The following is a 25879-nucleotide window of genomic DNA, read 5'->3' on the forward strand; positions in this document are numbered from 1 at the left end:
CACCCCGAGCCCACTCCCGCAGACACTTACCGCTTAACCTGCAGAAACAGGATCACGCGAAGATCGACTCATACACCACGTCCGTGGACGTGACCCCTTTCCTGTACGAACGTGATCTACGGTAGCCCCGCGATCGCACGGACCGCCACGCATTTATCGCGCGGAGGTGGTGAGGTGTGCAGGACGGCCAGAACTGCTCTACCGGATGCCCACGCACAGTTAAGCCGCAGTTCAAGTCGGGCCGTTAGCTTCCCAGTGCACGTAACGCACTTGAGGAGTCACATTGCGAGTCCTGGCCGTAGTTCCCGCCCGCGGAGGTTCGGCGGGCGTACCCCTGAAGAACCTCGCCCCGGTCGGCGGGATCCCGCTGGTGGCCCGCGCGGTTCGGGCGTGCCTGCGGGCCGAGCTGATCGACCGGGTCGTCGTCTCGACCGACCACGCGGGGATCGCCGAGGTGGCCCGGGAGGCGGGGGCCGAAGTCGTGGAGCGGCCCGCGGAGCTGAGCGGCGCGACCGCCTCCAGCGAGTCCGCCGTGCTGCACGCGCTCGACGCGATGGACGAGGAGCCCGAGGTCGTCCTGCTGGTGCAGTGCACCAGCGCGTTCATCAACCCGGCCGACCTGTCGGCGGCCGTGCGCACCGTCCTGGACGGCGAGGCCGACTCCGTGGTGTCGGGGCTGCCGACGCACGAGTTCCTGTGGACCGCCGCGGGCGCCGGGATCAACCACGACCCGGCGTTCCGCCCGCGCAGGCAGGACCGGGAGGCCCAGTTCAGGGAGAACGGCGCCTTCTACGTGATGCGCACCGCCGGCCTGCGCGAGTCGGGTCACCGATTCTTCGGCAAGGTCGCCGTCCAGCCGGTGCCCGCCCAGCACGCCATCGAGGTGGACGACCCCGAGGACCTGGAGCTGGTGCGCGCCCTGGCGCCGTTCATCGACGAGCCCGAGCCCATCGACGTCGACGCCGTCATCACCGACTTCGACGGCGTGCACACCGACGACCGCGCCTACGTCGACTCCGACGGGCGCGAGATGGTGCTGGTCAGCCGCTCCGACGGGATGGGCATCGCGCTGCTGCGCCGCTCCGGCGTGAAGCTGCTGGTCATGTCGACCGAGCACAACCCGGTGGTGGCCGCGCGCGCCCGCAAGCTGGGCGTGCCCGTGCTGCAGGGCCTGGCCGAGAAGCGGACCGTGCTGCGCGACTGGCTGACCATCGAGGGCCTCGACCCCGCGCGGGTGGCCTACGTCGGCAACGACGTCAACGACCTGGGCCCGATGGCCGAGGTGGGCTGGCCGATCGCCGTGCCCGACGCGCACCCCAGGGTCCGGGCCGCCGCACGCGTGGTGCTGTCCAAGCCCGGCGGCGCGGGAGCCGTACGCGAGCTGTGCGACCGGGTGATCGCGGCGCGGCCCGAGCCGCCCGTGGCGGAGGTCAAGACGCGGCCCAGGCTGGGCCCGGTCGAGATCGGCGACGTGCGCGTCGGCGACGGCGAGCCCGTCTACATGATCGGCGAGATCGGCATCAACCACAACGGCGACCTGGACATCGCCCGCAGGCTGATCGACGTGGCAGCCGACGCCGGCTGCCAGGCGGTCAAGTTCCAGAAGCGCACCCCGGAGATCTGCGTGCCGCTGGAGCAGCGCGACCAGATCAGGCAGACGCCGTGGGGCGAGATGACCTACCTGGAGTACAAGAAGCGGACCGAGTTCGGCCGCGACGAGTACCGCCAGATCGCCAAGTACGCCGACGAGCGCGGGCTGCACTGGTTCGCCTCGCCCTGGGACGTGCCCTCGGTGGAGTTCCTGGAGGAGATGGACGTCCTGGTGCACAAGGTGGCCTCGGCCAGCGTCGCCGACCACGAGCTGCTCCGGGCGCTGGCCGCCACCGGCAAGCCGATCATCCTGTCGACCGGCATGTCCACGCTGTCGGAGATCGACGCGGCGGTCGAGATCCTCGGCACCGACAAGCTGATCATGATGCACTCGACCTCCACCTACCCACTGCCTCCCGAGGAGGCCAACCTGCGCACGATCACCACGCTCAAGGAGCGGTACGGCGTGCCGGTCGGCTACTCCGGGCACGAGCGCGGCCTGCAGATCTCGCTGGCCGCGGTCACGCTGGGCGCGGTGTGCGTCGAGCGGCACATCACGCTGGACAGGACCATGTGGGGCTCCGACCACGCGGCCTCGCTCGAGCCGGCCGGACTGGAGCACCTGGTGCGCGACGTCCGGATCATCGAGCAGGCGCTCGGTGACGGGGTGAAGCGGGTCTTCCCCGGCGAGGAGGCGCCCAAGGCCCGGCTGCGCAGGGTCACGGTGTGACCGCTCTGTCGGTCATCGTCCCGGTGCGGGACGGGGAGCGGTTCATCGCCGACGCGCTCGGCTCGCTCTGCCGCAACACGCGCCGGGACTTCGAGTTCATCGTGGTGGACGACGGGTCGGTCGACGCGACCCCGGCGATCGTGGAGGACTTCCGCGCCGACCTGCCGGGGCTGTCCCTGGTCCGCAACCCGGCCCCGGTGGGGCTGGCCGACGCCCGCAACGTGGGCCTGGCGGCCGCCACCGGCCGGTACGTGACGTTCATGGACGGCGACGACTGGCTCGCCCCCGGCTACCTGCACGAGCTGGTCGGGGCCATCGACGGCCTCGGGTGCGACTTCGTCCGCGCCGACCACGTGCAGGTGGAGGGCCGCAAGCGGGTCGTGCACCGCGCTCCGCTGGCGCGGCGGGGCGTGGTGCTCGACCCACGCGAGGCGATCCTGCCCGCCGGGGTGCGGACCATGGTCGACTACCCCTACGCCTGGGCGGGGGTCTACCGCCGCTCGCTGCGCGACCTGCTGCAGTTCCCCGGCTCGCTGCACACGGCCGAGGACCGGCCGTGGATCTGGCGGCTGCACAGGGAGGCGGCCACGTTCGCCGTGGTGTCGCTGGCCGGGGTGTTCTACCGCAGGCAGGTGGCCGGGTCGCTGACCCAGGTGGGCGACGAGCGGCAACTGCACTTCTTCGACGCGTTCGAGCTGGTGTTCAAGGACGTGGAGCCGGAGTTCCTGCCGAAGGCGGCACGGAACTTCCTGGCGCTGCTCGGCCACCACCTGGAGATCGCCGACCGGTTCGCACCGCCGCTGCGTGCCCGCTTCGCCGAGCGCGGCGCGGCGATGGTGCGCGACCTGCCGGTGGCGCTGGTGGTGGAGGCGGTCTCGCGGATGGCGGTGGAACGCGAGGAGGCGATCCGCGCGCTGGTCCCCGACCTGCCGCCGGGCCCGTCCGTGCGGGTGCGCCGCGACAAGGAGGAGCCGTGAGCGGCACGGCGACGACGAGGGGGGCCTCATGACGCAGGTGTTCTACGCCTCGACGCTGTTCGGGGCGATGTCGCTGGCGGCCGCGATCGACGCGGGCGAGTTCGGGCCGCCCGAGCGGCGGCTGCTGATCGTGTCGACGAACTCGTCGATCCCCGAGGTGACGGTTCCGCTGGACCACACGCCCGGCTTCGCGGTGCTGCGGTCCCGCTTCGCCGAGGTGCACTCGTGGAACGACCTGATCGCGCCGCTGCACCCGTCGGACTGGAAGGCGCGGATCATCGAGGTGCCGATGCTGGAGCGCCTGATCCGTTCCCATCTGAAGCTCGACGAGGTCGACGAGCTGGTCCTGGAGTCGATCGCGGTGCCTCCCGCCCGGACGATCGCCGGGCTGGTGCGCGACTGCCCGATCACGGTCTACTCCGACGGGCTGATGAGCTACGGCCCGACGCGCGATCCGCTGCCCGCCGAGATCTTCCGCCGCATCACCCGCCTGCTCCATCTGGACCTGGTGCCGGGGCTCAAGCCGCTGCTGCTCAGCGAGTACGGCGTGCCCGCCGCACCGCTTCCCGACCGGGCCTTCCTCGAGGTGGTCGGCCAGGTGACGGCGACGGCGCCGGACATGATGTCAGGCCAGGCGATGATCCTGGGCCAGTACCTGTCGGCGCTGGAGATCGTCACGCCGGAGGAGGAGGCAGGCCTGCACGAGGCGATGCTGCGCGGCCTGGCGGCCCGGGGGCACTCGAGCGTGGTGTTCAAGCCGCATCCGGCCGCCGGTCGCCGCCACGCCCAGCTGCTCCGTGGGGTGGCCGACGAGCTGCGCGTGAAGCTGGTCGTGGCGGGCGAGAGCGTACCCGCCGAGGTGTGCTTCGCCGCGCTGCGGCCCGAGCTGGTGGTGGGCTGCTTCTCGACCGCGCTGGTCACCGCCCGTCGGCTGTTCGGGCTCGAGGTGGCCTCGCTGGGCACGGAGATGGTGCTCGAGCGGCTCGCGCCGTACGAGAACAGCAACCGCGTACCGGTCACCATCGTGGACGCGACGCTGCCGCGGCTGGCGGACGACGGGTCGATCAAACAGCCGCCGCCCGTCGACCTGGCGCGGCTGGTACGCGCGGTCGGCTACTGCATGCAGGCCGAGGCGTATCCGGAGCTGCGTCCGGAGGGGATGGAGCTGGATCCCCGCTACTTCAAGCGTAAGCGGCTCGAAACGCTCGGCCTGGCGCCCAAGCCGTCAACGATCACCCGGCTGCGCAGGAAGCTCACCTCGACGCGCTGAGCAGCCGCGCACATGCCGACGGCGGCGACCGGATCGGTCGCCGCCGTCGGCATTGCCAGGCCACTGGCCCGGTGGGGGTTCAGCGCCTGACGATGTACCGCGTGAGCCTGCGCTTGGCCCGGTAGCCGACGCGCAGCAGATCCGGGCGAACCTCCACCCGCAGCCGGGCTCTGCGCCGGGCCGCGGCGTGCTCGGGGCCGTCCATGAGCGACCGCGCGGGCGAGAACGGCCCGATGACCAGCGCGGTCAGCAGCGCCACCCAGCTGTCGCGGCCGGCGGGGTGGAAGTAGTTGGCCGCGCACCAGGCCGGCGAGGCGGTCCTGAAGTCGCCCTGCTCCAGGTCGCCGAGCGTGCCGAGGACGCTGCTGCCCTCGAACACCAGGTTGATCATCTCGGCGCTGACGCCGAAGTCCTCCAGGACCAGCAGCGGCACGTCCTGGGCGATGGCCTCGAGCGCGGCCGTGGAGCTGACGGTGACGAAGCCCTCCGCCCTGGCCAGCTGCTCGTGCATGGGACCGGCCGCGAAGCTCAGCCTGCCCGGCTCGCCGAGCTCGCGCCAGAGCCGCTGGTAGTGGTGGCGCTCGTTGTGGGTCTGCCGCTCGTCCTCCAGGGCGCGCAGCTTCACCACGACCTCCAGGTCAGGCCTGCGCTCGGCCAGCGCCGCCAGCGACAGCAGGATGCGCTCGCGCTCCTCCCGCTCGCGCGGCACCTTCGCCTGGGTGGCGAAGACCACCCGCTCCTTGGTCCGGCCGCCGGCCGCGGCGCGCAGGAACGGCAGGCGGGCCAGCCCCACCGCCCCTCCCCCGCCGAGCCTGGCCGCGATCTCGCCGAACTCGGCCACCTCCCGCTCGCTGTGCACCACGAACAGGTCGCAGCCGCTGCGGTAGAGCCAGGCCTTCTCGGTGGCGGGCACGGAGATGCCGGGCAGCCCGGTCACGAACACCGGCCGCGGCCGCAGCCCGGCCAGCACGTCCGCGGCCAGCACGTCCACCACGGGTCCCGTGCAGGCCAGGATGATCACCTCGGGCTTGTCGCGCTCCGCCGCACGCCTGAGCGCGCGCGCCGACAGCACCGGCGGCACGGGCCTGTCGCCCACCGCGGCGGCCAGCTGGGCGGGCGAGGGCGCGATCGGGGTGCGCACGACGGCCAGGTCGGTCACGCACCCGTCGGGCAGATCGTCGAGCAGGCTGGCCACCCACTTCAGATACGAGTCCGAGTCGGCCACGGCCAGCACTTTCACCTGGGTACTCCTGTCAAATGCGAGCGGAGGGCCGGGGCGGCCCTGCTGGTCCACCATTCGTCGGGTACGTCCACCGGCTCGACGGCCACGCCGCGCGGTCCGAGCAGGACCCGCAGCGAGGTGATCGCGGTGGACGGCAGGCTCACCACCCGCTGGCCCGCCTCGAGCCCGCGCAGGGTCAGCTCGGCCGGGGCGCCCGCCTCGTGCACGGTGATGCCGGGCCGTTCGCGGATGATCGCCACGTCGCCGGGATCCTCGCGCCGGTGCGGGAAGTAGGCCAGCGGCTCGCTGTCGGCCAGCTCGGCCAGCCAGCGCAGGTAGTTCTCGCGGTGCACCAGGCCGTTGCGGACCAGCGAGGTACCCAGCACCACGGTCCGCTCGGGCGGCGTCGGCGTGCTCTGCGGCTGCTCGCGCAGCCAGCCGAAGTCGTGCCTGACCAGGTTCACCCCGGCGGCCGCGACGCCCTCGGCCAGCTGGGCGGGGACCGGCAGCGCGGTGAAGACGGACACCCGGCTGGCGTGCAGCCGGATCGCCGCGGCCAGGCCGAGCAGCTCGCGCAGCCGTCCCGGCTGGGCGCGCGCCCGCAGCAGCGGCTTGTACGGCCCGGCCGCCAGCAGCTCGAGCAGCCGCAGCGTGGCCAGCCCGTCGTCGACGATCACGATGGGACCCGGGCCGGAGACGAGCCAGCGCAGCTGCACCCGCCCGGAGAACGCGTCGCCCACCGCCTGCACCTTGCGCGGCATCCGCTCGCGCGGCTCGGCCAGCTCCAGCCCCTTGGGCAGGGCGAGCTTGGCCAGCTCCCGGCGGGTCACCCTGAGCGGGCGCAGCCCGGCGCGGGGCACCAGCCTGGTCTCCGGGCCGAGCAGTCCGGCGTGGTGGGCCTCGACGGCGCACAGCATTTGCAGCGGCGACTCCACCCAGGCCGAGGCCGCCTTGCCCCATTGGTTCATCACGACGGCCCCCAAGTTAGCCAGGTCACCTGAAGCGACAGGTAACGCCGCGTGAACAATGGATCGCATGAACTCGCTCATGCTCAACACCGACGGCGTGCAGATTCCGCAGCTGGGACAGATATGTGCAGGCTTGGCAAAGTCTCGAGAAGATCTACCGCGAGGGCCGGGTCAAGGCCATCGGTGTGTCGAATTTCACTCTCGACCATCTGGAGAGGCTCGACCGGGAGGCCGAGATCACCCCGTCGATCAACCAGATCGAGCTGCACCCGTACTTCCCGCAGAAGCAGCTGCGCGCCTATCACGCCGCCAACGGCATCCTCACCGAGGCGTGGAGCCCACTCGGCCAGGGCCGCGGCCTGCTGGAGGACCCCGCGCTGGCCGTGTTCGGCGACAAGCACGGCAAATCGCCCGCCCAGATCGTGCTGCGCTGGCACATCCAGCTCGGCAACGTGGTGATCCCCAAGTCCGTCACGCCGGCGCGGATACGGGAGAACATCGACGTCTTCGACTTCCTCCTCGACGCCGAGGACATGGCGGCCATCGGCGCGCTGAGCAGGGGCACGCGACTGGGCCCCGATCCGGCGACCTTCAACCGATAGGGTGATCGGCATGGCGGACTTAGGGTGGGGCATCGCGGCGACCGGCGGCATCGCCAGGACCGTCGCCGCGGTCATCGCGGCAGAGCCCGGGATGCGGGTCGCGGCTGTCGCATCGCGCTCTCCGGAGCGGGCGGCCGCCTTCGCGGCCGAGTTCGGCGGCACGCCGTACGGCTCCTACGACGAGCTGTGCGCCGACCCCGAGGTGGACGCCGTCTACGTGGCCACCCCGCACGCCCAGCACCTGGAGGTGGCCGAGGCCGCGTTCGCGCACGGTAAGGCGGTGCTGTGCGAGAAGCCGCTGACCGCCTCCGTCGCCGACACCGAGCGCATGGTCCGGCTGGCCCGCCAGACCGGGGTCTTCCTGATGGAGGCCATGTGGATGCGCTTCAACCCGCTGATCCGCATGGTCAAGGAGTCCGTGACGGACGTCCGGTCGGTGCAGGCGTCCTTCGGCTTCGCGCAGCCCTTCGATCCCGCCCATCGGCTCTTCGCCCCTGCGCTGGGCGGCGGAGGGCTGCTCGACCTGGGCATCTACCCGTTCGGGCTGGCCCAGCTGCTGCTCGGCCAGCCTGCGTCGTTGCACGTGACGGGCTCGCTCGCGCCCACCGGGGTGGACGCTGAAGCGGGCGGCGTGTTGATCTACCCGTCCGGCGCCCGGGCGCTCGTGGACGTCTCTTTACTCGCCGCCTACCCGAACACGGCCACCGTGGTGGGCTCCTCGCTGCGTGCCGACATCGACGCGCCCTTCTGGGCGCCGCGCCGGGTCGTGCTGTCAGGACCCGGTGTGAGCCCCTCCGAGCACCTGCTCGATCCGGCCGAAAACGGCTACGCGGGCGAGCTTCGTGAGGTGCGCGACGCCCTGGCCGAGGGGCGCACGGAAAGCCCTGTCATGCCGCTGGATGAGAGCCTCGCGATGGCCGGGTTGCTGGACGAAGCACGGGGGCAGATCACCAAACTTTACCTTTAGGGATTTGTCACCCTCTTGCCGCATGTATTACTTTCTCCATGTCCGGGCAACCTTTTCGTTGCCACATCACAGGAAAACCCTGTGACCGCTGAGTCCGCCTCGCGCGGAGCCGGGGACCCACGTCCTTGGGGTGAATCGGCACCACGGTGCCGTAGGGCAGCTTCCACGCCCGAACCCGTCAGCTAACTCGGTAAGCGGCATGGAAGCAAGGAGATCTCCCACCCGATGGTCAAGCATCGTCTTACTCGTGCGCCCAAGATCGGTTACGCTCACGCCGTCCTCGGATTGACGGTCCTCACCACCGCCTTCGGCTCCCACGCGGCCCAGGCCGCCACCGCCGACACCGCCTCGGTGAAGGCGCCCGCCGCGCAGGTGATCACCGACGAGACCTACACGAAGACGCACACCGTCAAGGCGCACACTGTCAAGGCGAGGGTCACCGCGGCCCAGGTCCTGACGCTGGCCGCCAGGCAGATCGGCACCAGGGAAGACGCCAGCGGCGGTGGGACCAAGTTCCAGAAGTGGTACATGAACTCCCCGCGCGCCACGGAGACCGTCAGGCGCGACGGCGGCAGCAAGGCGGAGTACCGGAACGCCGCGTGGTGCGCCATGTTCGTCTCCTGGGTGGGCGAGCAGACCGGCGCCCGCTCCACCGTCGGCTGGGACGCCTACACCGTCACTTACGCCAAGTGGTTCAAGAACAACAAGCGCTGGGGCAACACCCCCAAGCCCGGCGCGGTCGTCTACTACGCCTGGGACGGCAGCAAGAGCCTCGACGACATCGACCACGTCGGCTTCGTCGTCAAGGACAACCACAACGGGACCATCACCACGATCGAGGGCAACACCGGCAACGGTGAGGTCGAGAAGCGCGTCCGCCCCAAGTCCCAGGTCGTCGGCTACGGCTACCCCGAGTACGCCTCCTGACCCCTCCCCGCCGTTGCGTGTCCTGCCGGTCATGATCGATCCCCCATTCGTGAAGTTCACGATCGTGGACAAGACCGGCCGGGACACCGTTGTCAGCGGGACGGGTGAGCTGCTGTGATGGCCCGGTGACCGACGCTCATCGCACGGTTGAGACCGTCTGGCGGATCGAGGCGGCCCGGCTGATCGCCGGGCTGACGGGCCTCGTCCGCGACCTGGGCCTGGCCGAGGAGCTGGCGCAGGACGCCCTGGTAGCCGCGCTGGAGCAGTGGCCGGAGACGGGCGTGCCGCGCAACCCGGGCGCCTGGCTGATGACGGTGGCCAAGCGGCGGGCGATCGACCTGATCAGGCGCCAGCAGAACTACGAGCGCAAGCTCGCCGAGATCGGTCACGCTCTGGACGACACCGAGCACCTGCCCGAGGTCGACGAGATCGAGGACGACCTGCTGCGGCTGGTGTTCACCGCCTGCCATCCGGTGCTGTCCACCGAGGCAAGGGTGGCGCTCACGCTCAAGGTGCTCGGCGGGCTGACCACCGACGAGATCGCCCGGGCTTTCCTGGTGCCGGAGCCGACGGTGGCCCAGCGGATCGTCCGCGCGAAGCGGACGCTGGCCGACAAGGGCGTGCCGTTCGAGGTACCGCAGGGCGCGGAGCTGGCGGGACGGCTCACGTCCGTCCTCGAGGTCATCTACCTGATCTTCAACGAAGGCTACTCGGCGACCGCCGGTGACGACTGGATGCGCCCGGGGCTGTGCGAGGACGCGCTGCGCCTGGGCCGCGTCCTGGCCGGGCTGATGCCCGCGGAGCCCGAGGTGCACGGGCTGGTCGCGCTGATGGAGATCCAGCAGTCGCGCTCGGCCGCCCGGGTGGGCCCGTCGGGCGAGCCCGTGCTGCTGCTCGAGCAGGACCGCGCCCGCTGGGACCGGCCGCACATCACCCGCGGCCTGGAGTCGCTGGAGCGCGCCGGGACGCTCAGCGCCGCGCGCGGCCCCTACACGCTGCAGGCCGCCATCGCTGCCTGCCATGCCAGGGCGCTGACGCCGGAGTCGACCGACTGGCCGCGGATCGCCGCCCTCTACGAGGAGCTGGCCCACCTGTCGCCCTCCCCCGTCATCGAGCTGAACCGCGCCGTCGCGCTGTCGATGGCGTACGGCCCGGCGGTCGGGCTCGAGCTGATCGACCAGCTCGTCGACGACCCCTCGCTCAAGGCCTACCACCTGCTGCCGAGCGTCCGCGGCGACCTGCTGTTCAAGCTCGGCCGCCGGGAGGAGGCGCGCGCGGAGTTCGAGCGCGCCGCCACGCTCACGCGCAACGAGCGCGAGCGCGTCCTGCTCGCCGCCCGCGCCCAGGCCTGCGATCCCGCCTGACCCTGGCGCCAGGCCCACAGGGCGGCGTTACGGCGGGCACCACGCACGCGTTCAGCCCTGCCGCCGTGCACCCACGCGAGCCCGCGACGGTGAGAGGCGGTCCCCAGGCTTGCCGTAAAAGCGCGGAAACGACGTGGATGGGATGGGAGCGCTCCCAACAGCATGTTTGGGGCGTTCGTCCGTGAAAGTCCTGCTCGATGGCACGCCCGGTAACGGTTGCGTTTCGGTGGATTGACGGGAATGGGCGCTGCAGGCACTCTTGCTGGGAGCGCTCCCAACTCCTCCCACCTCCCACCCACGACCCACCCAGAGGGGCAAGGAATCATGACCAACAAGCGCTTTGCCGCGGCAGGAGCCGTGGTCGCCGTGCTGGCCACCACCGTCTCGTGCAGCAGCGGCTCCACCTCCGCTCCCAAGACGTCGGCGGCCGCGCAGCCGGTCACGATCCGGGTGCAGACCTTCGGCGGCGGCAGCAACTTCGGCTACAAGAACGCCATCACCAGGTGGAACGCCGAGCACAAGGACATCCAGATCAAGGAAGAGCACCTGACCGACCAGTTCGAGCAGCAGTACTGGCCGCAGATGATCCAGTGGCTGCAGGCCGGCAACGGCGCCGGCGACGTGATCGGCATCGACGAGGGCGGCATGGGCCTGGCCAAAGCGCACCCCGAGTGGTGGGCCGATCTGAAGCAGTACGGCCTGGACGGCCGCAAGGCCGACTTCCCCGCCTGGAAGTGGGAGAACGGCGTCACCGCCGACGGCAAGCTGTTCGGCCTGGGCACCGACATCGGCGGCATGAGCCTGTGCTATCGCGCCGACCTGTTCAAGAAGGCGGGCCTGCCCACCGACCGCGAGAAGGTGAGCGCGCTCTGGCCCACCTGGGACGACTTCATCAAGGTCGGCCAGCAGTTCCAGGCGAAGGTCAAGGACAGCAGGTTCACCGACGGCACCAACACCCTCTACCAGGTGGTGCTCTACCAGGAGGCCGCGAAGAACGGCAACGTCATGTACTTCGACACCTCCAACAACCTCATCGTCGACAAGAACCCGGCGGTCAAGACGGCCTTCGACTTCGCCACGAAGATGAGCAAGCTGGGCCTGACCGCCAAGCTGCGCAACTTCACCGACGAGTGGGCCGCGGGCACGCAGAAGGGCGCTTTCGCCACGCTCGGCTGCCCGTCCTGGATGCTCGGCGTGGTCAGCGGCAACGCCGGTGAGGGCGGCAAGGGCAAGTGGGACGTGGCCGCGGTCCCCGGCGGCGGCGGCAACTGGGGCGGCTCGTGGCTGGCCGTACCCAAGCAGTCCAAGCACCCGAAAGAGGCCGCGCAGGTCGCCGACTACCTGACCAGCGCGCAGACCGAGGCGAGCATCTTCAGCGACTTCGGCAACATGCCCAGCAACGTCAAGGCCCAGCAGGACCCGGCCGTGCAGAGCGCGAAGAACGAGTTCTTCAACAGCGCTCCCATGGGCGACATCTTCGCCAAGTCGGCGGCCTCGCTGCAGCCGGTGTTCCTCGGCGTCAAGCAGGCCCAGGTCAAGAACGCCATCGAGTCGGTGATCCAGGGCATGGACGACGGCTCGGTCGGCTACGACAAGGCCTGGCAGCAGCTCGTGGACGACGCGGTCAAGGCCGCGGGCTGACGGGTACGGCGGACCGCTCCCCATCGTGGGAGCGGTCCCACCCGGTTCCCACCCCGCACCGAAAGGTCTCCCATGAGCCTCGACACCCTTCCCGGGGTCGCACGGCAGCGCCGCCACACCCCGCCTCGCTCCTGGCGGTCGACGCTGGACCTCAAGGCCATGCCGTACGCCCTGGTATCCCCCTACTTCCTGCTGTTCGCCGCGTTCGGGCTGTTTCCACTGGCCTTCACGCTCTGGTACTCCCTCTACGACTACGACCTGGCGGGCACGGTCAAGTGGGCCGGGCTCGGCAACTACGCCAAGCTGCTCGCCGACGAGGACTTCTGGAACGCCGTGGCCAACACGGTCGGCATGTTCTTCCTGGCCACGGTGCCCCAGCTGCTGCTCGCGCTGCTGCTGGCCAACGCGCTGAACAAGCGGCTCAGGCTGCGCCTGGCCATCCGGATGAGCGTGCTGCTGCCGCTGGTCACCTCGGTGGTCGCGGTGGCGGTGGTGTTCACCCAGCTCTATGCCCGCGACTGGGGGCTGGCGAACTGGGTCCTGAGCTGGTTCGGCGTCGACAGGCTCAACTGGCGGGCCGAGCGGATCCCATCCTGGATCGCGATCGCCACGATGGTCGACTGGCGCTGGACCGGCTACAACGCGATCATCTTCCTGGCCGGGATGCAGACGATCCCGCGCGACCTGTACGAGGCGGCGGCCATCGACGGGGCCTCCCGGCGCAGGCAGTTCTGGCAGATCACGCTGCCGATGCTGCGCCCGACGATGATCTTCGTGGTGCTGAACTCGACCATCGGCGGGCTGACGCTCTTCTCCGAGCCGACCACGTTCTACAACGGCAACGTCGACGGCGGCTCGCAGGGCCAGTTCCAGACGGTCGCGATGTTCATCGTCAAGCAGGGCTTCCGCGAGTTCGACTACGGCTACGCGGCCGCGGCGGCGTGGCTGCTCTTCCTCCTCATCCTGATCGGCGCGCTGATCAACTTCCTTCTCGTCAGGGGCAGGCGATGAACACCTGGTCTCCCACGCTCATCACCCGGGTCATGCTGGCGGTCGCGGTCGTGCTGTCGGCGTTCCCGCTGTACTGGATGCTGGTGATCGCCTCGCGCGGCAACGCCGACGCGGTGGCGATGCCGCCGCCGCTCCTGCCGGGCGGCAACCTCGGCGAGAACATCGTGGCGGTGCTGAACAACGAGGACGCGCACTTCCTGCTCGGCCTGACGAACTCCTTCGTGGTCTCGTCGATCGTCACGGTCTCCGTGGTGGTCATCTCGACGCTGGCCGGGTTCTCCTTCGCCGCGCTGCGTTTCCGCGGGCGCAACGTGCTGCTGGTGGCGGTCCTGCTGACGATGGCGGTTCCGCTGCAGCAGATGGGCGTGGTGCCGCTCTACCGGCTGATGGTGGCGCTGGGCTGGACGGGCACGCTCAAGGCGGTCATCCTGCCGTTCCTGCTCAACGGGTTCGGCGTGTTCCTGATGACGCAGTACACGCGGCAGGCCGTACCGTCCGAACTGGTCGAGGCGGCCAGGGTGGACGGCGCGGCGACGCTGCGCATCTGGTGGAACGTGGTGCTGCCGGCGGTGCGGCCCGGCATGGCGGTGCTCGGGATCAACACGTTCATGCTCATGTGGAACGACTTCATGTGGCCGCTGATCGTGCTGACTCCGGACAACCCGACCGTGCAGCTCGCGATCACGTCGCTCAACGCCCGTTTCTCCACCAACTACACGCTGATCTTCGCGGGGACGGCGCTGTCGATCATCCCGCTCATCGCGGTTTTCATCGCATTCGGCCGCCAGATCGTCGGCGGACTCATGGAAGGTGCTGTCAAAGCGTGAGGACACAGTTTCCCGCCGGCTTCGTGCTCGGTGCGGCCACATCGGCCTACCAGATCGAGGGCGCGGTGGACGAGGACGGCAGGGGGCCGTCCATCTGGGACACGTTCGTCAGGCGGCCGGGACGGGTGGTCGGAGGGCACCACGGGGACGTGGCCATCGACCACTACCACCGTTTCGCGGAGGACGTCGCGATCATGGCCGATCTGGGGCTGACTGCCTACAGGTTCTCGGTGTCGTGGCCGCGCATCCAGCCGGACGGGTCAGGAAACATCAATCCGAAGGGGCTCGACTTCTACAAACGCCTGATGGATGAGCTGCTGTCGAAAGACATCCAGCCGTGGCTCACGCTCTACCACTGGGATCTGCCCCAGACGCTGGAGGACAGGGGCGGCTGGCCCGAGCGCGACACCGCCTACCGCTTCGCCGACTACGCGGCGGCCGTGCACGAGGCGCTGCACGACCGGGTGCACACGTGGGCGACGGTCAACGAGCCGTGGTGCGCGGCGTTCCTCGGGTACGCCTCGGGCGAGCACGCGCCGGGGCGCAGGGAGCCGGAGAACGCGCTGAAGGCCGCTCATCACCTCAACCTGGCGCACGGGCTGGCCGTCCAGGCGATCAGGCCGTCGCGGGTCGGCGGCTGCGTCAACCTCTACGCCATCACGCCCGCCACCGACGACCCCAGGGACGTCGCGGCCGCGAAGAAGATCGACGGCCTGCAGAACCGGCTCTTCCTGGATGCCCTCCTCAAAGGCACATATCCGGACGACATCCCGATAAATCCGGTGTCAGGCGATATGGAGGTCATCAGCGCGCCCATCGACGTGCTGCTGGTCAACTACTACAGCCGCTACATCGTCTCGGGCACCGAGCCGGGCAGGGCGTCGGCCTCCGCCGCCCCCACCGATTCGGGCTCCCCCTGGGTGGGAGCCGAGGACGTGGCGTTCCTCGACGGCGGGCGGCCCGTCACCGCGATGGGCTGGGAGATCGACGCCGACGGCCTGCGCGAGGTGCTGACCAGGGTGGCGCGCGACTATCCGCCGATCCCGCTGGTCGTCTCCGAGAACGGCGCCGCCTTCGACGACGTCCTCGACGACGGCCGGGTCCGCGACGCCGACCGCATCGCCTACCTGGACGCGCACCTCGAGGCCTGCCGCGCGGCGATCGACGAGGGCGTCCCGCTCGAGGGCTACTTCGCCTGGTCGCTGATGGACAACTTCGAGTGGGCCTGGGGGTACGGCAAGCGGTTCGGACTGGTACATGTGGACTTCGAAACCCAGCGGCGCCTGCCCAAGGACAGCGCCCTCTGGTATGCGGACATCATCCGGCAGAATGAGCGCCATGAACCGACCGACTCTTGAGGCCGTGGCCGCCCTGGCCGGGGTGGGCCGGGGGACCGTTTCGAGGGTCATCAACGGCTCGCCGAACGTCAGCCAGAAGGCCCGCCAAGCGGTCCAGCAGGCCATCGAGGAACTGGGCTACGTCCCCAACCGGGCGGCCAGAGCGCTGGTCACCCGCCGCACCGACACGGTCGCGCTGGTCGTGTCGGAGTCCGAGCTGCGCGTCTTCGACGAGCCGTACTTCGCGGGCACGATCCGCGGCATCGGCTCGGCGCTGTCGGAGACCGGGCTCCAGCTCATCCTGGCCATGGCGCAGTCGCGCGAGGAGCACGAGCGGCTGGAGCACTACCTGACCAGCCAGCACGTCGACGGGGTGCTGCTGCTGTCGCTGCACGGCGCCGACCCGCTGCCGGGCAGGCTGGAGGCGATGGGCGTGCCGACCGTGCTGGGCGGCCGCCCCGTCGGCCTCGACCCCTACAGCTACGTGGACATGGACAACAGGGCCGGCGCCCGGCAGGCGGTCAAGCACCTGGTGGGTCTGGGCCGCACCGGGATCGCCGCGATCGCCGGCCCGCAGGACATGGCCGCGGGTGTCGACCGGCTCGCGGGCTACCGCGACGTGGTGCTGCCCGCCGGCCTGCCGGAGATCGTGGCCTACGGCGACTTCTCCGAGGACAGCGGACTCGCCGCCACGCGGGAGCTGCTGGAGGCGCATCCCGGGCTGGACGCGGTGTTCGCCGCCTCCGACCCGATGGCGATGGGCGCGATGCGGGCGCTGCGGGCGGCGGGCCTGGCCATCCCCGGCGACGTGGCCGTGGTCGGCTTCGACGACTCCAAGGCCGCCGCGCACACCGAGCCGCCGCTGACCACGGTCCACCAGCCGACCGAGCTGATGGGCCGGCAGATGGCGCAGCTGCTCGTGGCCCGCATCAACGGCGAGGAGCTGCGCCAGCCCGTCGTCATCCTGGACACTCACCTGGTGCGCCGAGAGTCGGCTTGACCAGCGGATATGCTGGTCTTGACCTGTCGAAAGGATTCCCCCGTGCCCCAGCTCGTCGGCGGCGGCTACACCGCGCGCATCAGCGAGCGCGGCGCCGCGCTGAGCATGCTCAGGCACGGCGACCGTGACCTGATCACGTCCTGGCCCGATGACGGGCCGATCCCCTTCTTCGCCGGCACGATCCTGGCCCCCTGGCCCAACCGGGTGGCCCGGGCCCGCTACAGCTTCGACGGGCGGGCTCACGAGCTGGCCGTCTCCGAGCCGGCGCGCGGCCACGCCCTGCACGGGCTGGTCTCCTCGGCCGAGTGGCGGGTGGTGGAGTGGCTGGCCGCCGAGGACGACCACGCCTTCGTACGGCTGGCCCACACCCTCACCGGCGCTCCCGGCTACCCGTTCCCGCTGGCCCTGCAGGTCACCTACCGGCTCGACCGGCACGGCCTGACCACGACGGTCACCGCCGAGAACATCGGTGACCACCCCGCCCCCTACGGCTGCGGCCCGCACCCGTGGCTGCTGGGCGAGCTCGTCCAGGTGCCCGCCTCCAAGGTGCTGCTGACCGACGACGACCTGGTCCCGGCCGAGGTGGCCGACGCCGCGGGCACGCCGTACGACCTGCGGGAAGCCCGCCAGGTGGCGGGGCTGGAGGTCGACCATGCCTTCACCGGCCTGTCGGAGGGGTGGGCGCGGGTGGGCGACGTGCGGATCTCGTGGGATCCGCACGTGCTGCCGTGGGTGCAGGTGTGCGCCGGGGAACCGCTGGGATACCGCGGCGTGGCGGTGGAGCCGATGACGTGCCCGCCCGACGCGTTCAACTCCGGAGTCGATCTGGTGACGCTCAAGCCGGGCGGCCGCCACGAGGCCCGCTGGACGATCTCCGTCGACTGACGACAGAATGCCGTTCCGTGGATAGCAGGACGAAGCGCCGCTTATCGCCAGGGCAGCTGGACGACCTGGCGCGCCGCGCGCTCGGGACCGGCGTCGGGGCCATCGAGGAGCTGACCGACGGCTTCGCCAACGCGGTCTGGCGGCTCGAGCTGGACGACGGCCGGGCCGTGGTGCTGAAGCTGGCGCCGCCGCCGCAGCTGAAGCAGCTCAGCTATGAGCGCAACCTGCTGCGCACGGAGGCCGCCGCGCTCGAACTGGCCGGGCAGGCGGGCGTGCCGGTGCCGCGGCTGCTGCGTGCCGGGTTCGACGATCCGGTGCTGGGCGGCGACTACCTGGTGCTCGAGGCGCTCGACGGCGTGCCGTGGAACCGCGCCCAGCCCGCCGACCAGGACGCGCTGCGCAGGCAGCTGGGCGGGCTGCTGGCCGCGCTGCACTCGGTGACCGGCCCGACCTTCGGCTACCCGCACGCCGGGATCACCGGCTCCACCTGGCGCGAGGCCTACCTGGCGATGGTGGGCGCGCTGCTGGACGACACCGAGCGCTATCCCACGCCGCTCCCCCGGCCGGCGGACGAGATCCGCGCCGTCATCGAGGCCGCCTCCCCCGTGCTCGACGAGGTGGCCGAGCCGCGACTGGTGCACTTCGACGTGTGGCCGGGCAACGTGTTCCTCGATCTGTCGGGCACGCCGAGGATCCAGGCGGTCATCGACCACGAGCGGGCCTTCTGGGGAGATCCGCTGGCCGAGCTGATCACGCCCACCATCTTCGGGGAGCTGACGGAGGACGACCCGCTGCTCGCCGGGTACCGGGAGGTGCGGCCGCTGGAGCTCTCCCCCGTGCGGCTCGACCTCTACCGGGCCTACCTGTATCTGATCCTGCTTGTGGAGAACGGTCCCCGGCAGTATCCGGAAGACGACTACGCCCCCTTGCGCGACCTCGCCACGGCTTCGCTGGTGAAGGCGCTCGACCAACTCTGAAAGGCCGGCTCTTGGCTCTCCCCCACGCGGTGGCCGCGATGGCCCTGCTGACCTCGCTCGCCCCCGCGACGTCCGCCCAGCTGCCGAGCTGCCCGCAGATCTTCGGGCACGGCGGCTACCCCACCGGCCCGGACGGCTGGCAGCGCGACCAGGTGCGCCAGACCAACAACCCCACCGCGATCAGCCGGTACCGGGGGTGGGGCGCGGCGGGCGTCGAGGCCGACCTGCAGCTGACCAAGGACGGGACCAAGGCCGTCATGTGGCACAACACCTCGACCTGGGGACTGAGCGGCCCCAAGCGGGACGTCACCGCCATCTGGTGGGCCGCAGGCGCCGACCAGCTCAAGGGCCGCACGATCACCAGAGGGATCTTCAAGGGCGAAACCGTCTACACCTTCCGCGACTGGCTGACCGCGATGAAGGCGGACGGCATGGCCGGTCTGGTGGAGATCAAGCCGGAGACGCGGCAGTCGCTGCTCAACGCGGACGCCTCGATCAAGTCGCGCGCCTGGTCGGAGGTGCTCGGCCCGGTCAAGGAGCACTACCAGGGCCAGGAGATCATCCTCTACTCGCACGACGCGGGCATCGCCGCCGAGCTCAGGCGGCAGGTGCAGGCTGCGGGCCTGCCGTCCAAGCTGCTGACCGGTGGGCCCGTCTGGCCCGAGGTGACCAAGTGGGAGGAGCCGCCGCCCTCGTGGACCCTCAACAAGGGCGCGTGGGCGACGGCTCTCAACAGCGGCGCCAAGCGGATCGCGACCGACTACACGCCGCAGCTCGCCGCCTGGCTCAAGGGGAAGTGCCGCTGACCACGGCCGCGTAGTCCTGCTGCTTCTTCTCGGCCTTCGGTACGGCGCAGCCGCCCGTGCCGGCCGTGTTCGGCACACCGAGGTCGTCGGCCCCGGCGGTGCACGACAGGGCGCCGCTGACCGCTGTGCCCGACAGGATCCCCGGACCGGTGAAGGCCGCCGCGCCCTGGATCCTGGCGCCGACCACGGTGTAGGAGCCGCCGGCGAGCAGGGCGCCGGTGACCGTGGCCTGGAGCAGCTGCACCTCGCCCTGGGCCGTCAGCGCACCGGAGATCGAGCCGCCCTTCACCACCAGGGTTCCGCCCTTCTTGACCGTGACAGCGCCGCGGACCTGGGCGTTGTCCAGGCAGGTGACCCCGTTCGCCACGGTCAGAGGTCCCGCGTGCGCGCCGGTGACGGTCTGCGAGCAGGCCGGCGGGGGCGCGATGGTCGTGACCTTGAACGTGCCCGCCTCTCCGCGGTTGCCCGCGGCGTCGATCGAGCGGTACTCGATGGCGTGGCGGCCGCGGGGCAGCTTGCCGTACACGAGATGGTCGATCTCGGTGCCGCTCTCGCTGAACGTCCAGGGCAGGGCGGAGGAGGTCGGCCAGCCGAAGTAGTCGAACCAGCCGTCGCCGTCTACCCGCGACTCGGAGACGACGTAGCCGGGACGGTCGTCGGTGCCGGTCAGGCGCATGGTGAACGGGCCGTTGTAGACGTAGGTGTCGCCGGAGCGGGCCAGCGGCTCGGACAGCTCGTATCCGGTCCTGGGCGGTGCGCCGTCGATCGTCCACGTGAGCGTCCTGCCGCCGAGCGAAGCGGTCAGCGTGGTGCCGGTGAGCGTGGACAGGTCCAGGTCGCTGCCGGTGTCGCCGACCTGCTTGCCGTCCAGCCGCCAGGTGACCGCGGGGATGCTCGCGGCCGGGTGGGTGGTCTCCACGTAGACGACGCCGCCCCTGCCGACGGGCCGGTCGGCCGGGGTCGAGGAGACGAACCCCTCGGTGACGCCGTCGGGCGGCGTGGTGAGCGAGGTGTCGACCGTCCACGTGCGGGTCCTGGTCATCGCCGCGCGGACCGCCGGGTCCCTGACGAAGTCCGTCGGGTCGGTGACCGTGGCCGTCACGGTGTGCGTGCCGGGTGCCAGGCCCAGGGTGCGCAGGTCGAGTGCCTGCTCGTGGCCGGCTTCCCTGCCGTCGACGCTCCAGGTGACCGTCAGCGCGTGGTCGACGGGGCGCATCGGCTCCACCCAGAGCACCCGGTCGGCGCCGACCGGAGCGCCGGTGGGCGTGGAGTCCTGCACGACGTCGGTCTTGGCGGTGATACGGCGGGCCATCACCTCGCGGCCGACCTGGTCGTAGTAGTAGCCCAGCGTCTTCATCATCGAGTGCCTGCTCGGGCGCCAGACGCCGGTCTGGTAGTACATGCCGCCCTCGTAGCGGCCGATCGGGCCGCCGGCCTCGCTGGGCTCGCCGAGCCAGCGCCACCACTTCTTCTGCTGGTCGCGCATCTGCTGCTCGGTCAGCAGCGTGTGGTGGGCGCTCGACGGCTCGGGTCCGGTGTAGGCGCCGCCGGGCACGCCGCGCTGGTAGTAGTCGTACTCGTCCTGCAGGCCGCCGAGCGAGTGGCCCAGCTCGTGCGGGCTGATCAGGGCCGACATCGCGTTGCTGCCGGAGGCGGTGGCGTAGGAGCCGCCCGCCCCGCCGTACGTGCCGCTGTTGGCCAGGGCCAGGATCTGCCTGTTGGCGCCGGTGGTGCCGGTGACCAGGTTGGCGTACTTGGTGGCGGCCGTGTTGTCCATCGTGATGAGGCGCTGGACGCTGCCGGGGTTGCACTGGCCCCAGAAGCCCATGCTGAGCGGGGTCGTCTTCTTCGGGCTGGTGAGGTCGGGGTCGCAGCTGATGCCGGACTCGCCGGAGACGATGTCCACCCGGTAGACGTTGATGTAGTTCCGGTAGGTCTTGAACGGCTCCAGTGACCACATCACGTTCAGGTGCCGGTCCACGTCGGCCTGGAACTTGGCCTGGTCGGCCTGGGTGTACCCGTCTCCCATGATGATCAGGTTGAACCGCTTCGCGGGCGCTCCCGTGACCTGCACCGGCGTGACCGTGGCGGTGCCGGGGTCTGTGGCGGCGGGTGTCTGTAAGAGGCTCGCGACGAGCGTGAGGGCGGCGATACTTCGCATGTCATGCACTATCGGCTGGTTCGTGCCGCCGGTCTCATCTCATCTGGGTATAACTCGGGCGTGATACCTTCGGCGGCGTGCAGCTGGAGCTGAGGCACCTGAGGACGCTGCGGGCCATCGCCGACCAGGGCAGCGTCACCAAGGCCGCAGCCGCGCTCGGCGTCTCCCAGCCCGCGCTCACCGCCCAGCTGCGCCGGATCGAGCGTCTGCTCGGCGGCGCCGTCTTCACCCGGGACCACCGCGGCGTGGCGGCGACCGCGTTCGGCGAGTTCGTGCTGGCCAGGGCTCGCGTGGTGCTGGCCGGGGTGGACGACCTGCTGGCGGCGGGGCCCGACGAGCTGGCGGGCAAGCAGATCAGGGCGGGCAGCTTCGAGCATCCCGTCGTGGTGCCGCTGGTCGACCGGCTGGCCGCCGCGCTGCCCGAGGCGCGGATCACGCTGCAGACCGAGCACTTCGTCCGGGTGCTGGTGGACATGGTGGCCAACGGGCGGCTCGACGTGGCGCTGGTGGCCGACTATCCGGATCACGAGCTGCGGCCCAACCCGTCCTTCGGCATGGGGGTGGTGGCGGTCGAGCCGGTGTTCGTCGCCGTGCCCGCCTCCCATCCGCTCGCCGTACGGGAGGAGCTGGAGCTGGCCGATCTGGCGAGCGAGCCGTGGGTGGTGCCGCCGTCGGACGGGATGGGGTGGCCCGAGCACCTGCTGGAGGCCTGCGAGCGGGCCGGGTTCGCGCCGCGGGCGCGCTACCAGCTGGTGGAGGCCGGGGTACGCAGGGAGCTGATCGGATCGGGGCACGCCGTGTCGGCCTGCCAGGCGCACTACGAGCCGGGCGAGCGGGTGGCGGTGCTGCCGTTGCGCGGGGATCCGCTGTGGATGCGGCAGGTGCTCATCTGGCGGCCCTCGCTCGCCGCCCACGCGCCCGCGCTGCTCGAGGCCGCCCGCGCGGCGCACGCCTCGGTCGCCCGGCGCAGCCCCGCCTACGCCGCGTGGCTGGGCTCACGCGGCGGGCAGGTCGGCGAGCATGACGGGCTGGGTGGTCGGCCGCTTTGACCCGCCCGCGGGTTCGACGGTGAGGCCGATCCTGGCGTCGTCTCCCGCCGGGCGCAGGATCAGCACGTCGCCCGCCGCGACCAGCCCGGCCGGCCTGGCTCCCGCCGGGCCCATCAGCCACAGTTCGTAGACCCTCGAGGCGGGCGGCCTGGGCAGGTTCGCGGCGGTGAAGACCATGCCGCCCCGCGTCCTGGACAGCAGGACCGACGCGGTGCCGCCGCCGGTGACGGGCTGGGTGATCGTCTCGGCGTCCGGGGCTGCCAGCAGGGCGAGCATCGTGTCGTCGCGTCTGGCCAGGTCGCTCAGCTCGTGCCTGGCCTGGACGGCGAGGACGCCGAGCAGCACCGCCGCCGCCGCTGACACCGCCGCCAGTCCTGCCAGCACCCGGGTACGGCGGCGCGGTCGCAGCGTGGCCACGCCGGGTTCCGGGGTCACCGGGATCTCGGGGAGCAGGACGACCGTGCCCCCGCCACCGCCGTGCCAGACCGTGACGTCCCCCGGCTCAGGATCCCCGGCCGCCTGCCGTACCTCTCGATCGGCGGACTCGCGGGTGGTGATTTCGCGGGCGGCTGCGAGCAGGCGTGCGCGGAGGGTGGGGGGTGGGGGCTGGGCGGTGGGCAGGGCGAGGCGGGCGGCGGTCTCGCGCAGCGCACGGACCTCGGCCGCGCAGGCGGGACAGCTCGCCAGGTGGCGCTCGAACGCCTTGCCCTCGGCGGCGGGCAGGGCGTGCACGGCGTAGGCGCCGGAGAGAGCGTGAGGTTCGTCGGTCATGGGACGGCTCCCGGGAGGCGGTTCGGAGCGTCGGGAGCACCCGGGTTCGGCGGCGCCTGCTGGGGTATCCGGAGGGTGCTCACGTCTGTACTTCGGTGCGTCGGACTCGCCGGATGCCGGGGACTTTGCTCATTTCCCCACATGTGCGAGAATCTCATCAGGTGATGAATTATGACTTGTGTGATCGCGGGCGGTGGGCCCGCAGGCGCCGTGCTGGCGCTGCTGCTTGCCAGGGCGGGCGTCGAGGTGACGCTGCTGGAGAAGCACGCGGACTTCCTGCGCGACTTCCGTGGGGACACGATCCATCCCTCGACACTGCAGGTGCTCGACGAGATCGGGCTGGCCGAGGAGTTCATGAAGATCCCGCACAGGAAGGCCTACCAGGTGGATCTGGTGGCCGACCAGGGCAAGGTGACGCTCGCCGACCTGCGGCCGCTGCCGGGGCGCTACAACTACATCGCGTTCGCGCCGCAGTGGGACTTCCTCACCCTGGTCACGTCGGCCGCTTCCAAGTACCCGACATTCCGCCTTCTGATGGAGGCGGAGGCGTACGACCTGATTCGCTCGGACGGCGCGGTCAAGGGCGTCAGGTATCGCGACAAGTCGGGAGAGCATGAGATCCGGGCGGACCTGACCGTGGCGGCCGACGGGCGGCACTCCACGCTGCGGGCCGCCGCCGGGCTCGTGCCCCAGGAGCTGGGTGCGCCGATGGACGCGCTGTGGTTCCGGCTGCCGCGCGAGGACTCCGACCCTGACGAGACGTTCCTGCGGCTGTCGACCGGGCACCTCATGGTGGCGATCAACCGGGAGACGTACTGGCAGCTGGCCTACGTGATCCCCAAGGGCGGCTACTCGCGGCTGCGGGACCAGGGCATCGAGGCGTTCAGGCAGCCGGTGGCGGAGCTGCTGCCGTTCCTCGCGGGACGCATCGACGAGATCAGGTCCTACGACGACGTCAGCATGCTGACGGTCGCGCTCAACCGGCTGCGGCGCTGGCACAGGCCCGGATTCCTGTGCATCGGGGACGCGGCGCACGCCATGTCGCCGGTGTTCGGGGTCGGCATCAACCTCGCCGTCCAGGACGCGGTCGCCACCGCCAACCTGCTCGCCGGGTCACTGCGGTCGGGCGCGCCGATCCCCGAGTCGACGCTCCACCTGCTGCAGAAACGCCGCATGCTTCCCACGCGGGTGACGCAGTTCGCGCAGCGCACGGTCCAGAACCGGGTCATCAGCCCCGCCCTGGAGAACAAACTCAAAACCCCCCGCATCCCGCCCAACCTGTCCCGCATCCCCATCCTCAGCCCCCTGGTCCGCCGCTTCGTAGGCACCGGCATCCGCCCCGAACACGTCACCACCCCACCTCCCCGCCCAACCTGACCCCGCCGCCGGTACGACAACGAAGGCGGCGGAGGCTGGGGTGGTGCTTGGGAGGGAGCGCGGGGCTGGGGGGAGGCGTGCGGAGGAGGCGAGGTTTGGGGGGTGGGTGGGCGTACGGCGGGGCGCTGGTGTGGATCGTGGTTGGTGCCGTGCCGTACGCCCGTGGCGGGGCCTAGCCGGAGTAGGTGGCGAGGGCGGGGACGAGGGTGGCGGCGTTCACCGTGCCCAGGCCCGAGGCGAGGTCGTATCCGGGCCGGGCCGGATGCCCGTGCTTGCCGTTCGTCCCCGTGGTGATGTCGACGATCCCGGCGTTGTGCGCGTTGGCCAGGTCGTACAGGGCTGGGTTGATCGAGCCGAGCCGCTTGCCCGCGTGCTGGGCGGCCAGCGCGACGACACCGGCGAACATGGGCGTCGCCAGGCTCGTGCCGTACACCGGCCACCAGGAAGCGGCCTTGTCATCGGTGAGGTAGGCCATCGTGCTGCGGTCCCCGGCCGCGCTGAGCGAGACGTCGGGCACGGCGCGCCGGCCCGTGGCGACGGCGGCGACGGTGTGCTGGTAGGCGGGCCGGGTGAAGACGGACGACAGGCCGCCGCCGGAGGCGCCGCCGTCGTCGCTCCACACGGTGTCGGGCTTGAGCCGCTTGCCGGCGTCGTCGAGTTCGAGACGGGTCCCGCCGACCGCGGTGACGAGGGGGTCGCTGGCCGGCCAGTCGACGGAGCGCACCTGCTTGCCGGAGCTGTTGTCGTACACGCCGCTGTCGCCGGCCGCCGCGACCACCGTGATGCCGCGGTGGGCCGCGTCGACCAGCACGCTGTGTCCCCGCTTGATCCTGGCGGCGGCATCCTTGGCGCCGCCTTCGGGGAGCCCGAAGCTGATCGACACGACGTCGGCCATGCGCTTGTCGATGATCCGCTTCAGGCCTCTGAGGATGTCGTCGAAGTCGTCCGCCTCGGCGGTGGTGTCCACCTGGTAGAGGAGCAGGCCGGCCTCGGGGGCCATGGCGTGCGCGGCCTGCACGTCCACGGTGGCCTCGCGGGCCATGCCCGCCATCTCCTCGTCCTTCCAGTTCATCTTCGGCGCCTTGCCGTGCGCCGGCTTCTGCTCGACGATCTTCAGGTTGGGCTTGGGCAGGCCCAGCTGGGTGCTCGCGGTCTCCAGGTCGGCCCGCAGGTGCGGCGCGCCGAGCGGCGCCAGGATCGCGATGGTCTTGCCCTTGCCGGTGATGCCCTGGCGCTGGAGCGCGTCGATGCCGTAGGCGGCGCGCACCTGGCCGAAGGTGTAGCAGGCCGTGTGCGTCTCGCTCTGGCAGGACTTCCGGTCCGGGGCTGCTGCCTGCTGTTGTCCGGGCTGGTCTGCGGGCTTCCCGCTCGATGAGCACCCGGCCGCCAGCGCCAAGGCGACGACCACGAGCATGTGATG

General features: G+C 71.0%; 21 protein-coding genes, 1 pseudogene and 1 riboswitch. Of the genes and pseudogenes, 17 read left to right on the forward strand and 5 right to left on the reverse strand.

From position 1 onward, the window contains the following. Positions 1 to 283 precede the first annotated feature (283 nt). Genes ACIBHX_RS18595 through ACIBHX_RS18605 form a run of 3 tightly spaced genes read left to right on the forward strand, consistent with a single transcriptional unit; the run spans position 284 to position 4567 of the window. Positions 284 to 2320 carry an N-acetylneuraminate synthase family protein gene (locus tag ACIBHX_RS18595; RefSeq protein WP_397068341.1) on the forward strand — a complete coding sequence of 679 codons (2037 nt, stop codon included), beginning with the start codon at positions 284 to 286 and terminating at the stop codon, positions 2318 to 2320. After that, complete coding sequence (locus ACIBHX_RS18600) at positions 2317 to 3297, forward strand: glycosyltransferase family 2 protein (protein WP_397068342.1); 981 nt, start codon at positions 2317 to 2319, stop codon at positions 3295 to 3297. The genes ACIBHX_RS18595 and ACIBHX_RS18600 overlap by 4 nt, the downstream gene beginning before the upstream one ends. A 28-nt stretch (positions 3298 to 3325) precedes the next feature. Then, positions 3326 to 4567, forward strand: coding sequence for an alpha-2,8-polysialyltransferase family protein (locus ACIBHX_RS18605; protein ID WP_397068343.1), 1242 nt, complete (start codon positions 3326 to 3328; stop codon positions 4565 to 4567). 79 nt (positions 4568 to 4646) lie between these two features. Here ACIBHX_RS18605 and ACIBHX_RS18610 read toward each other — a convergent pair whose 3' ends face one another. Both ACIBHX_RS18610 and ACIBHX_RS18615 read right to left on the reverse strand, forming a co-directional pair. Further along, positions 4647 to 5807: a DUF6716 putative glycosyltransferase gene (locus ACIBHX_RS18610; protein WP_397068344.1), complete on the reverse strand. Its 1161-nt coding sequence runs from the start codon at positions 5805 to 5807 to the stop codon at positions 4647 to 4649. Continuing rightward, a complete protein-coding gene (locus ACIBHX_RS18615; RefSeq protein WP_397068770.1) occupies positions 5804 to 6757 on the reverse strand; it encodes a hypothetical protein in 954 nt (317 codons plus the stop codon). The genes ACIBHX_RS18610 and ACIBHX_RS18615 overlap by 4 nt, the downstream gene beginning before the upstream one ends. 116 nt (positions 6758 to 6873) lie before the next feature. Between ACIBHX_RS18615 and ACIBHX_RS18620 the strand changes: the two are divergent. The 12 genes and pseudogenes from ACIBHX_RS18620 to ACIBHX_RS18675 form a co-directional block, all read left to right on the forward strand. Further along, positions 6874 to 7359: pseudogene (locus tag ACIBHX_RS18620) on the forward strand (aldo/keto reductase); the annotation flags it as partial. A gap of 10 nt (positions 7360 to 7369) precedes the next feature. Then, positions 7370 to 8326 carry a Gfo/Idh/MocA family protein gene (locus ACIBHX_RS18625; protein WP_397068345.1) on the forward strand — a complete coding sequence of 319 codons (957 nt, stop codon included), beginning with the start codon at positions 7370 to 7372 and terminating at the stop codon, positions 8324 to 8326. Positions 8327 to 8402: 76 nt separating this feature from the next. Further along, a riboswitch (cyclic di-AMP (ydaO/yuaA leader) is annotated at positions 8403 to 8538 on the forward strand. Between the two features lie 13 nt (positions 8539 to 8551). Next, the gene (locus ACIBHX_RS18630) at positions 8552 to 9253 is read left to right on the forward strand and encodes a CHAP domain-containing protein (RefSeq protein WP_397068346.1); all 702 of its coding nucleotides are present in this window, start codon (positions 8552 to 8554) and stop codon (positions 9251 to 9253) included. A 125-nt stretch (positions 9254 to 9378) separates the two neighbouring features. Beyond that, positions 9379 to 10617 carry an RNA polymerase sigma factor gene (locus ACIBHX_RS18635; protein ID WP_397068347.1) on the forward strand — a complete coding sequence of 413 codons (1239 nt, stop codon included), beginning with the start codon at positions 9379 to 9381 and terminating at the stop codon, positions 10615 to 10617. A gap of 324 nt (positions 10618 to 10941) precedes the next feature. After that, positions 10942 to 12258: an ABC transporter substrate-binding protein gene (locus ACIBHX_RS18640; protein WP_397068348.1), complete on the forward strand. Its 1317-nt coding sequence runs from the start codon at positions 10942 to 10944 to the stop codon at positions 12256 to 12258. A gap of 72 nt (positions 12259 to 12330) precedes the next feature. Next, a complete protein-coding gene (locus tag ACIBHX_RS18645) occupies positions 12331 to 13269 on the forward strand; it encodes a carbohydrate ABC transporter permease (protein ID WP_397068349.1) in 939 nt (312 codons plus the stop codon). After that, positions 13266 to 14096, forward strand: coding sequence for a carbohydrate ABC transporter permease (locus ACIBHX_RS18650; RefSeq protein WP_397068350.1), 831 nt, complete (start codon positions 13266 to 13268; stop codon positions 14094 to 14096). The genes ACIBHX_RS18645 and ACIBHX_RS18650 overlap by 4 nt, the downstream gene beginning before the upstream one ends. Beyond that, on the forward strand, positions 14093 to 15454 hold the full coding sequence (locus ACIBHX_RS18655) for a GH1 family beta-glucosidase (RefSeq protein WP_397068351.1): 1362 nt from the start codon (positions 14093 to 14095) through the stop codon (positions 15452 to 15454). Before ACIBHX_RS18650 ends, ACIBHX_RS18655 begins: the two co-directional genes overlap by 4 nt. Then, a complete protein-coding gene (locus tag ACIBHX_RS18660; protein WP_397068352.1) occupies positions 15426 to 16433 on the forward strand; it encodes a LacI family DNA-binding transcriptional regulator in 1008 nt (335 codons plus the stop codon). Before ACIBHX_RS18655 ends, ACIBHX_RS18660 begins: the two co-directional genes overlap by 29 nt. 42 nt (positions 16434 to 16475) lie before the next feature. Next, complete coding sequence (locus ACIBHX_RS18665; RefSeq protein ID WP_397068353.1) at positions 16476 to 17318, forward strand: aldose 1-epimerase family protein; 843 nt, start codon at positions 16476 to 16478, stop codon at positions 17316 to 17318. A gap of 17 nt (positions 17319 to 17335) precedes the next feature. Continuing rightward, positions 17336 to 18295: a phosphotransferase family protein gene (locus ACIBHX_RS18670; protein ID WP_397068354.1), complete on the forward strand. Its 960-nt coding sequence runs from the start codon at positions 17336 to 17338 to the stop codon at positions 18293 to 18295. 11 nt (positions 18296 to 18306) lie between these two features. Then, positions 18307 to 19101, forward strand: a complete 795-nt coding sequence (locus tag ACIBHX_RS18675) for a glycerophosphodiester phosphodiesterase (protein WP_397068355.1) — start codon at positions 18307 to 18309, stop codon at positions 19099 to 19101. Here ACIBHX_RS18675 and ACIBHX_RS18680 read toward each other — a convergent pair. Continuing rightward, a complete protein-coding gene (locus ACIBHX_RS18680; protein ID WP_397068356.1) occupies positions 19082 to 21262 on the reverse strand; it encodes a M64 family metallopeptidase in 2181 nt (726 codons plus the stop codon). The two genes, ACIBHX_RS18675 and ACIBHX_RS18680, sit on opposite strands and share 20 nt — an antisense overlap. Positions 21263 to 21339: 77 nt before the next feature. Between ACIBHX_RS18680 and ACIBHX_RS18685 the strand changes: the two genes are divergently transcribed. Then, a complete protein-coding gene (locus ACIBHX_RS18685) occupies positions 21340 to 22311 on the forward strand; it encodes a LysR family transcriptional regulator (RefSeq protein ID WP_397068357.1) in 972 nt (323 codons plus the stop codon). On the opposite strand, the gene ACIBHX_RS18690 is transcribed toward ACIBHX_RS18685, so the two are convergent. Next, entirely contained in the window at positions 22258 to 23082 is an 825-nt protein-coding gene (locus ACIBHX_RS18690; RefSeq protein WP_397068358.1) for an anti-sigma factor domain-containing protein, read from the reverse strand. The genes ACIBHX_RS18685 and ACIBHX_RS18690 overlap by 54 nt on opposite strands. Before the next feature lie 171 nt (positions 23083 to 23253). On the opposite strand from ACIBHX_RS18690, the gene ACIBHX_RS18695 reads away from it, so the two are divergent. After that, positions 23254 to 24459 (forward strand): FAD-dependent oxidoreductase, encoded by a 1206-nt coding sequence (locus ACIBHX_RS18695; RefSeq protein ID WP_397068359.1) that lies wholly within the window; start codon positions 23254 to 23256, stop codon positions 24457 to 24459. A gap of 172 nt (positions 24460 to 24631) precedes the next feature. Here the strand turns inward: ACIBHX_RS18695 and ACIBHX_RS18700 are convergent, their stop codons facing one another. Next, positions 24632 to 25873, reverse strand: a complete 1242-nt coding sequence (locus ACIBHX_RS18700) for a S8 family serine peptidase (RefSeq protein WP_397068360.1) — start codon at positions 25871 to 25873, stop codon at positions 24632 to 24634. Positions 25874 to 25879 lie beyond the last annotated feature (6 nt).

This window comes from Nonomuraea sp. NPDC050536 (assembly GCF_044457685.1).
Classification (GTDB): Bacteria; Actinomycetota; Actinomycetes; order Streptosporangiales; family Streptosporangiaceae; genus Nonomuraea.

Coding starts and splice junctions, on each gene's coding strand:
- ACIBHX_RS18640 (WP_397068348.1), top strand. CDS start 10,942: ATGACCAACAAGCGCTTTGCCGCGGCAGGAGCCGTGGTCGCCGTGCTG.
- ACIBHX_RS18680 (WP_397068356.1), bottom strand. CDS start 21,262: ATGCGAAGTATCGCCGCCCTCACGCTCGTCGCGAGCCTCTTACAGACA.
- ACIBHX_RS18630 (WP_397068346.1), top strand. CDS start 8,552: ATGGTCAAGCATCGTCTTACTCGTGCGCCCAAGATCGGTTACGCTCAC.
- ACIBHX_RS18650 (WP_397068350.1), top strand. CDS start 13,266: ATGAACACCTGGTCTCCCACGCTCATCACCCGGGTCATGCTGGCGGTC.
- ACIBHX_RS18660 (WP_397068352.1), top strand. CDS start 15,426: ATGAGCGCCATGAACCGACCGACTCTTGAGGCCGTGGCCGCCCTGGCC.
- ACIBHX_RS18645 (WP_397068349.1), top strand. CDS start 12,331: ATGAGCCTCGACACCCTTCCCGGGGTCGCACGGCAGCGCCGCCACACC.
- ACIBHX_RS18605 (WP_397068343.1), top strand. CDS start 3,326: ATGACGCAGGTGTTCTACGCCTCGACGCTGTTCGGGGCGATGTCGCTG.
- ACIBHX_RS18690 (WP_397068358.1), bottom strand. CDS start 23,082: ATGACCGACGAACCTCACGCTCTCTCCGGCGCCTACGCCGTGCACGCC.
- ACIBHX_RS18695 (WP_397068359.1), top strand. CDS start 23,254: ATGACTTGTGTGATCGCGGGCGGTGGGCCCGCAGGCGCCGTGCTGGCG.
- ACIBHX_RS18700 (WP_397068360.1), bottom strand. CDS start 25,873: ATGCTCGTGGTCGTCGCCTTGGCGCTGGCGGCCGGGTGCTCATCGAGC.
- ACIBHX_RS18615 (WP_397068770.1), bottom strand. CDS start 6,757: ATGAACCAATGGGGCAAGGCGGCCTCGGCCTGGGTGGAGTCGCCGCTG.
- ACIBHX_RS18625 (WP_397068345.1), top strand. CDS start 7,370: ATGGCGGACTTAGGGTGGGGCATCGCGGCGACCGGCGGCATCGCCAGG.